This is a genomic window from Limnoraphis robusta CS-951 (assembly GCF_000972705.2).
Genome location: NZ_LATL02000296.1, coordinates 1 through 8,262, shown reverse-complemented (window position 1 = coordinate 8,262; position 8,262 = coordinate 1). Strand labels below are relative to the sequence as shown.

The window sequence follows — 8,262 nt, the reverse complement described above, 5'->3', positions numbered from 1 at the left end:
GGCGGGGGGATCGAAAAAAGTTGCATAATTAGAAAGAAATGGTATCAGTTACCGGGTTTTTAATCCCCACTGTTCCTCTAAAAATTAAAAACCGCTATATTATAGACTTTTAAGATGACAAGTCAAAATAAAAAGTTAATATAAACCTGAACTAATGCGACTCACTTCTCTAGATGTTTTCCGGGGAATTGCAATTACAAGCATGATTTTAGTCAATAATCCCGGAAGCTGGAATCATGTCTATCCAATCTTAAAACACGCAGACTGGCATGGTTACACCCCAACTGACTTAATATTTCCCAGTTTTCTCTTTATTGTCGGTGTAGCGATCGCATTTTCCCTCGCTAAATACACCCCAGAAAATCGAGAGTCTGAAAAGACAATTTCTCCTCAACTCTATCTGAGAATTCTACGTCGTTGTCTTATTTTGTTTTTATTGGGATTGCTTCTTAATGGTTATCCGAACTATGATTTCAGCAATATTAGAATCATGGGAGTCTTACAACGAATTAGTCTCGCTTACGGACTCTCCGCGATCGCAATTTTACACCTATCCCGCAAACAAATAGCAGGTTTATGTGTTATAATTTTAGTGGGATATGCGATCGCCATGCAACTGATTCCTCTTCCCGGTTATGGAGTCGGAAACCTCACTCCCGAAGGAAATTTAGCTGCTTATATTGATCGCCTAATCTTGAGTGAAAATCATCTTTTAGGAAAGGGAAAATACGATCCAGAAGGATTATTTAGTACATTTCCCGCAGTTGTCACCGTTTTAATCGGGTATTTCACTGGAGACTGGCTGAAAAAACAACCCGCAAACAGCCACACCAGTTTCAATTTAGTCGTTATGGGTTTATGTAATATTATTATCGGTCATTTTTGGGGATTAATCTTTCCCATCAATAAAGCTTTATGGACAAGTTCTTATGTTCTCGTTACCGCAGGTTGGGCGTTATTATTACTTGCAGGATGTTATGAAATCATCGAAGTTCGTCAGAAACGAAAGTGGGGATTTCCCTGGGAAGTCATGGGACTAAACCCTATATTTTTATTTGTCGCTTCAGGATTTGTAGCAAGAATTTTAATTTATACTAAAATTCCTCAAAATGGCGAATTAATTAGTTTGAAAACTTGGATTTATCAAAATATATTTGTGTCTTGGGCGGGTGAAATGAACGGTTCTTTAGCGTTTGCGATCGCCAATATTTTAATATGGTGGGTGGTGTTGTATGGAATGTATCAGAAACGTTGGTTCATCAAAATTTAAAAGTAGGGTGCGTGACAGTCGAGAATTTACATAAGAATGCACAAATCTTTGATGTCACCCACTCTACAGCTTTTCTAGAGATCTCTACAAAAAATTAACTAAGCTCGTTGTTGCGATGCACGCAGAAAAATCAAGCTAAGATGGCACTCAAGCGCAACTACAAACCATAAGCCAACCAGTTAACATCACATCCAAAAACTTCAGTGTTTCCCCAAGTCTGAATTTCTAAGAAAAATCCTTTGCAGTCAATATCAACAGCTTTAACTTTTAATTGATGATTAGCTTTTCTAGAAACGTTAGCATAAGAGATTCCCACTACAACTTTTGGAGGGTTGTTGAAAGCTTTCTTAAACTCAATGTATTGTCGAATAAAGCGATTATCTCCTTTAGTATCAGTCAGAGTTCCTTTCCATCCTTCGGTTTTTTCAACGCTTCCCGCAAAAACACCGCTTTCTATTCTATATAACTTTTCTTTTTGCTTTTGTAGATCGGCGTTTGTGGNTAGCATAAGAGATTCCCACTACAACTTTTGGAGGGTTGTTGAAAGCTTTCTTAAACTCAATGTATTGTCGAATAAAGCGATTATCTCCTTTAGTATCAGTCAGAGTTCCTTTCCATCCTTCGGTTTTTTCAACGCTTCCCGCAAAAACACCGCTTTCTATTCTATATAACTTTTCTTTTTGCTTTTGTAGATCGGCGTTTGTGGCTTGCATTTCTTTTTTGAGTTCCGCTTTGGTTGTTGCAAGTTCATTCTGTGTGGATTTTAATTCATCCTTCAACTGTTTGAGACTTTCCAACTCGGTTTGAAGCTGTTCGCGAGTATTAGTTAACTCTTGAATTGCTCTTTCGTAGTATTCCAGAGGTGTTTTGTTGTCGTTATAATTCATTAGATTTGTCCTTGATTAAAATTATACTGATAGCAAAAGTTAGTTAAAATTGACTCAAGTTTTATTGTTAGTCCTTTTAAAAGGACTTTGTTTATTAGACGGGGAATTCATTCCTCGACAGACTTCAAATTCCACAATCAATCAGTCTCGATAAAAGAGGTTTAAAAGAACCCACACCACCTTTATCCCAGTTATCCCATATTCTCGCAGGTAAATGACCAGAAGGAGCCGAAGTCGAAAAATTTACAGATTTGTACCAAAGCCAGATATTGTTTGCACACCATCCTACTTTCTCTCCAAAAGCATTCCAGACTCGATCTTCTTTTTGGTGAGTATTTCTCAAACTGTGATAAATTTTAGTTTGTATACTCAAGCCAAAATGTCCATCACTATATTTTATCCAGAGTCGATCAATAGTTCTCAAATCTTCAGAGAACAGTAAATTAAGATCGGTTTCCAGTAATTTTCCTTCTTTTTCTCTCCCGGTTAACTCAAGCAGTTTTTTAAATGTTTCCTCGTCGGCTTCTTTCCACATTTTATTTTCTAGAAAATACTTCAGTTTTCGATAGTTAAAGGATAAACAACGTCCAGAAATATCGGGATTTAAGCTATTGATATGGGTTTTTACATTTTGAATTTCTGAATAACAATAATTTACCTGCGCTTCAATTTTATTACTCAATTTTTTCAAAAGTTCTGTTTCCTGTTTAAGTTCTTGTTTGGTCTTTGATAACTCGGTTGGAGTGCGTTCAAGTTGAGTCTTTAAGACTTGGGTCTCTTTTTTAAGTTCTTGTTTGGTTTTTGATAACTCGGTTTGAGTGTCATCAAGTTTAGCTTGGGTTGTTGCAAGTTCATCCTTCAAGGTTTGATAGGAAGCCTGCATTTTTCTGAGAGTTTCTAACTCAGTATCCATCTTGTTTTTAACATCTTGAGTGTTTGAATAACAATAATTAACCCGTGCTTCTATTTTCTGGCTTAATTTTTCAAAAGGCTCAGTTTTCTCTTGAAGTTCTTGTTTTGTATTTGATAATTCTCTTTGGGTGTCATCAAGTTTAGCTTTGGTTGTTGCAAGTTCATTCTGTGTGGATTTTAATTCATCCTTCAACGCTTTTAGACTTTCCAACTCGGTTTGAAGCTGTTCGCGAGTATTGGTTAACTCTTGAATTGCTCTTTCGTAGTATTCTAGAGGGGTTTTGTTGTCGTTGGAGTTCATTAGATTTATCCTGGGTTTAAGATTTGATCGCACCGGGGAATTAATTCCCCGGCTAATAGTGAAAGTCGGTTAAAACCGACTAATATTTTAATTATTAGTCCTCTTGAGAGGACTTTATTTATTAGGCAGGGGTTTCAACCCCTGACTACTACTGACTACTACTGACTACTACTGACTACTACTACAAACTATAAGCTAATCCGTCGGTTTAGAAAACTTTTGCTGCAAACTAGAAATAGATTCGATCAGTTTTGTTTGTAACTCTTGATAATTGAACTGCTGCGGTGAGGGAGAAGACTCTATTTCTAACTCGGTCGAATCATAAATTTTGATGGTGTTACTCCAAAATTGACACAAAACACCATACTTTAACCAATCTTCAACGGCGAATTTTCTTAACTCCGGCGCTTTGCGAGTTAAAGCAACCATTCTGGCTGCATTCAGTTGAAGTTGACCGTAAGTTTCAATGATGGTTTGTACGGGAGTGTTTGGGGTTAATTTGCTTAGTTCATAACATTCTATCAACCGATAATATTCAATATCCGATAACTGAAAACCAAGCTTTAATCCCAACCCCAGTTTTTGGCGACAGGGATCAAAAGGATTGGGAATTAATTCTGCACTATGTCGCCGCAATTCTCCGCGAACTTGTTCGATAGTTTTATCGACTATTTCTTCGATTTGATCGATTAAATAACCAGCATCATCGAAAACTTGAGTTTCCAATAATTCTAGATCTCGGATTAAATCTTTGGTTTCAACGATTGATTCCATCACGATCAATGAAATTTGGTTAATGCGGTTTTCAAGATAATAATCCGTTTCTTGAATCGTCTGGTTGACTTCTTCGATAGTTTCCCTGCGAATGCGATCAATTTCCCGCAGGTTTTCCTTGACTTTTTCATCGGCTTGATCTATTATTTTGTTAATATCTTTAACTGTTTTATTTTCTAGGCGTTCCATCCCGCTTATTACTTTGTCCGTTCGTTTGGCGACCATGTAATCAACTTTTTTAGTGGTTTGATCTATGATTTCGTTAATATCTTGAACCGTCTTATTTTCTAGGCTTTCCATCCGGTTCATTACTTTGTCCGTTCGTTTGGCAACCATGTAATCAAGGTCATTTGCAAGTTTATTTAACTTTTTTGCAGAACGATCAACAAAATCCCGTTCTACTCTTTTCGCCGAACGTTCTAACTTTTTCACCAAGCCGCCAAAAATCCATCCAAGCATGAGTTGAACTCCCGAAACGAAAATTGATAAAATCCGAGCGATGAACTTCTAACTCCAAGATACCCGTTAAATGATCGCCGAGCCTCCGTAGATTTACGGAACTTTAATTAAACCTATAAAATTAGTAAAAAAATGAGTAAAAACCCCCTCTTTTAAGGCTCCCAGGGCTGTTTCATTCTAAGATTTTGCGTGCCGTCAGGCGTATCGCCAAAACCTATCGTGGGATAGCATTTCACCACTTTTTTCTTCAGAAAACCTAAAACCCTAAAAAAACATAGTTTCCCTGTAGGCTGGGTGACAATCCAGAATTTACACCTTTTCTAGAGATCTCTGCTTATTTTTTTCTATATCTTCAAGATTTATTTAATTGGAGATTTGGTAAAGGGTGAGAAAACCCTTTTTTCTTCAGTTGAACGAAATCTTGATCTCGATCGCCTTTCCCTTCACAGGTAGTGATTTCCCTATTGCGTGATTCTAACCCCACAACAGTCGCTACAATCAAAAACAGTGAACTTGATTGGTGGTTTTTATGATTCCAACCGTTATTGAACAATCGGGTCGCGGTGAACGCGCCTTTGATATATATTCCCGACTTTTACGCGATCGCATTATATTTCTCGGACAACCCGTAACCGCCGATTTAGCAAACCTGATCGTCGCTCAAATGCTGTTCCTCGATGCAGAAGATCCCGAAAAGGATATTTACCTCTATATCAACTCTCCGGGGGGTTCAGTCTCGGCTGGTATGGGGATTTTCGACACCATGAACCATATTCGCCCCGATGTTAGCACCATTTGTATCGGGTTAGCTGCAAGTATGGGAGCATTTTTGCTGAGTGCGGGCGCCAAAGGAAAGCGGATGAGTTTACCCCATTCTCGGATAATGATTCACCAACCGTTAGGCGGCGCCCAAGGACAAGCCACCGATATCGAAATTCAAGCTAGAGAAATTCTCTATTTGAAGAATCGCCTCAACCAACATTTGGCTGATCACACAGGTCAACCCCTTTCCCGTATTGAAGAAGATACCGAACGGGACTTCTTCATGTCCGCTAAAGAAGCCGTTGATTATGGCTTAATTGATCAAGTTTACGATCGCAAAGCCTTAGCTGCTCACACCAGTTCTCACAACGGCGGATAAAAATCAGTTAACAGTTACGCCCTAAAAACCCCGGTAACTTGATCGCGCACCGGGGTTTTATTCAGTAACCTGTCCCCATTACTGCCCATTCCTCACTCGCCACTCCCTATTTAACTGTCTGCGTGGGGTGTGGGAGTCGGAAGACATTCGAGGTAATGTAGAAAGTCCAGCAACTCATCTTCTGTCAAGTAATGACGCGATCGCTTTCCGTAGGTTTTTTGTAAATGGTCTATCCCCTGTTCTTTTGTCCAACCTAAACGTTTCAGTTCCAGATCGGTTTTAGCAATTTCTGGGGAATAATCTGTAGACTCTAGGGATGCTTTTGACTTTTTCTTGTTAGCAGTCCCAGGAGTCGGAGAAATCTCTTCAGGATAAGCGGAAAGATCATTACTGCTATTTAAAGGCTGATCCGGTAAAGGAGGTAATGAAGCACCTCGCCCCTTCGTTGAGGACGTCGAACTCGAATCCGTTGAAGTTGATTTAAGGGAAGAACTCGGCTTAATATAGGTTGCTGAGAGCCAATCCTCCGATGAACTTGCAGTCGAACTCCGAAGCGAATCTTCCAATTCAGGAAAAGGGGGAAAAGCCTCAGCCTCAGATTCAAACTCTACCACAGAGGCGGAAAGCTGGGGTTGTTCGGGGGCTGAATTCAGTTCAAATTGAGGTGTACTCGCAGAGGCAGAAAAAGAACGAGTAGACGACAAAGGAGGTAAGGTTGTAGAGGTTTCAATGCCTAAAACTTGAAGCGATCGAACTCGGGCTTGGTCTTCTGCTAATTCAACCGTATCCGCCGCCGCCAGTCCCGAACTAATAATGGTACTATCGACTTCAACCAAAACCCGAACTACATACTTGCCATGATCGATCGCCAGCAACTCAGAGATTAAACTGCCTGTCGGGTAGCGAGATCGAAATTGAGCAAACATAATAATCAATAGGTAACTTGAAACCCTTATTCTAACGTTCCTCACCCTTTACTCACTACCAAACAAGTTGGAAAGTTGAGTAAAAAATGCGTGCCTCTGCCAAAATTTGATGTCTTCTCAGCAACAACTTACATTTTCCCGCCCCCTCATGCGCCTATTCTCTAGAGATTTATCATCTGTAGCATGATTTTCTCTACAGGGACACAAAAGCTGGAAGAAGCTTAAGGCAATGACATTAACTTTTATGGGTCGCCTGGGATTCGAACCCAGGACCAATCGGTTAAAAGCCGAGTGCTCTACCGCTGAGCTAGCGACCCTTTCATTGATTTTTGCTCAACGATTAATCATTCTAGCACAGCTTCTTGATCAATGTAAACACTATTTTCCAAAAAATGTTGCACTCAGATGAACCAACATCTCACAACTGGCTCCCGGCTTGAGATAGGTGAGTAAATGACCTGTATTCAAAGCATTTCGGGGAGCCGTCCAAGGTTCGAGACAATAGTAGTTTTTGCCCTTGACCATCCAAAACACCACATTTGAGTAGGCAGAACTGTAACTCATGGCGATTCGTAAGTTGCGACTGGTATCCGTTGCGATCGCAGCCAACCCCGTTAACGGGCCAAAAATCCCATCAATTTCATCTAAACTCGGATCGAAGCGACCTGTAAAATCGTGGAGTTTTTGGGTCATCTGGTCTCGATATTGCATCGCCGGAATCTCAAAATGCAAGTGATTCTTATCCGCAACAAAAAAATAGGGATGCAACCCCGCCGAAAACGGCATCACTTGAGCGGGTAAACCCTCCATCGTCCCCGAGAGGTTTGTGAAACGCTGAAAGATAATCAACTCATTGCCTTTGAGCTTATAGGTAAACTCCAGCTCAAAATCAAACGGATAAACAGAGCGAGTCTCGCCATTGCTGGAGAGCGTCAGCGTAATCGCCGCGTGATCTCTGGCCACTTGATCGCTGACAGTCCAAGGCAGATCCCGAGCAAAACCATGCTGCTTGAGACTGTAGCGCCGACCATTGTAACGGTAGGCATCATCCGGCAAATTTCCGCAAATCGGAAACAAAATCGGAATCCCGCCTCGTACCGTCAAGTTGGGATTGGCAAACCGTTCTGCATCCAGGTAGAGGAGTTCCTTTCCTTTGACTTGCCAACGAGTAATCATCCCTCCCCGCTCGGGTACAACCTCTAACCGAGACTGAGCAGCCAGGTCAGACAAGCAGTAGGTTTTGTATTGTTTCTGTTCTAAAGCGATCGCAAACACAGTGATTCGTCAGTGATGTAGAACTGAAAGAACCTACGCAAAGCCTGAATGAATGGGGTGTGTTAGCGCAGTTTCAGCACTTTTTACACCCTAATCTGTAGCCCGGTAAGTCTTGATGAACAAAAATCGTTCAACACAAGAATGCCTACCCATTGTCGCACAAAGTCGATCCGTTCAGGCAGAACATTTAGAGGCCTAAAGACCTGTTGTGAACCCGTTGAACCATCGGAGTTGACATACTCCCCATTTCTAAAGAAAGGGGATTCTCCAAGCCTCACGGCTTTGGATTACTGATTCATTGACAACCCTTACAGCAA

At 40.6% G+C, this 8,262-nt stretch carries 7 protein-coding genes and 1 tRNA gene; 2 read left to right on the top strand and 6 right to left on the bottom strand.

Features of this window, described 5'->3' with window-relative positions; translation table 11 throughout:
• Positions 1-154: 154 nt before the first annotated feature.
• The gene (locus WN50_RS24835) at positions 155-1,270 is read left to right on the top strand and encodes an acyltransferase family protein (RefSeq protein WP_046277311.1); all 1,116 of its coding nucleotides are present in this window, start codon (positions 155-157) and stop codon (positions 1,268-1,270) included.
• 157 nt (positions 1,271-1,427) lie between these two features.
• Here the strand turns inward: WN50_RS24835 and WN50_RS37825 are convergent, their stop codons facing one another.
• The 3 genes from WN50_RS37825 to WN50_RS24815 all read right to left on the bottom strand — a co-directional run bounded on the left by WN50_RS37825 (position 1,428) and on the right by WN50_RS24815 (position 4,603).
• Positions 1,428-1,628 (bottom strand): H-type lectin domain-containing protein, encoded by a 201-nt coding sequence (locus WN50_RS37825; RefSeq protein WP_425354840.1) that lies wholly within the window; start codon positions 1,626-1,628, stop codon positions 1,428-1,430.
• A gap of 653 nt (positions 1,629-2,281) precedes the next feature.
• On the bottom strand, positions 2,282-3,370 hold the full coding sequence (locus WN50_RS24820) for a GUN4 domain-containing protein (protein WP_049561125.1): 1,089 nt from the start codon (positions 3,368-3,370) through the stop codon (positions 2,282-2,284).
• 195 nt (positions 3,371-3,565) lie between these two features.
• Positions 3,566-4,603 (bottom strand): hypothetical protein, encoded by a 1,038-nt coding sequence (locus WN50_RS24815; RefSeq protein ID WP_049561120.1) that lies wholly within the window; start codon positions 4,601-4,603, stop codon positions 3,566-3,568.
• A gap of 529 nt (positions 4,604-5,132) precedes the next feature.
• Here WN50_RS24815 and clpP point away from each other — a divergent pair.
• Positions 5,133-5,744: an ATP-dependent Clp endopeptidase proteolytic subunit ClpP gene (clpP, locus tag WN50_RS24810; RefSeq protein WP_046277312.1), complete on the top strand. Its 612-nt coding sequence runs from the start codon at positions 5,133-5,135 to the stop codon at positions 5,742-5,744.
• A 110-nt stretch (positions 5,745-5,854) separates the two neighbouring features.
• Here the strand turns inward: clpP and WN50_RS24805 are convergent, their stop codons facing one another.
• The 3 genes from WN50_RS24805 to WN50_RS24795 all read right to left on the bottom strand — a co-directional run bounded on the left by WN50_RS24805 (position 5,855) and on the right by WN50_RS24795 (position 7,945).
• Positions 5,855-6,670 carry a hypothetical protein gene (locus WN50_RS24805; RefSeq protein ID WP_049561117.1) on the bottom strand — a complete coding sequence of 272 codons (816 nt, stop codon included), beginning with the start codon at positions 6,668-6,670 and terminating at the stop codon, positions 5,855-5,857.
• Between the two features lie 245 nt (positions 6,671-6,915).
• Positions 6,916-6,987 (bottom strand) — tRNA-Lys (locus WN50_RS24800).
• A 61-nt stretch (positions 6,988-7,048) separates the two neighbouring features.
• The gene (locus WN50_RS24795; protein ID WP_046277314.1) at positions 7,049-7,945 is read right to left on the bottom strand and encodes an aldose epimerase family protein; all 897 of its coding nucleotides are present in this window, start codon (positions 7,943-7,945) and stop codon (positions 7,049-7,051) included.
• Positions 7,946-8,262 lie beyond the last annotated feature (317 nt).

Coding starts and splice junctions, on each gene's coding strand:
- WN50_RS24820 (WP_049561125.1), bottom strand. CDS start 3,370: ATGAACTCCAACGACAACAAAACCCCTCTAGAATACTACGAAAGAGCA.
- clpP (WP_046277312.1), top strand. CDS start 5,133: ATGATTCCAACCGTTATTGAACAATCGGGTCGCGGTGAACGCGCCTTT.
- WN50_RS24805 (WP_049561117.1), bottom strand. CDS start 6,670: ATGTTTGCTCAATTTCGATCTCGCTACCCGACAGGCAGTTTAATCTCT.
- WN50_RS24815 (WP_049561120.1), bottom strand. CDS start 4,603: ATGCTTGGATGGATTTTTGGCGGCTTGGTGAAAAAGTTAGAACGTTCG.
- WN50_RS24835 (WP_046277311.1), top strand. CDS start 155: ATGCGACTCACTTCTCTAGATGTTTTCCGGGGAATTGCAATTACAAGC.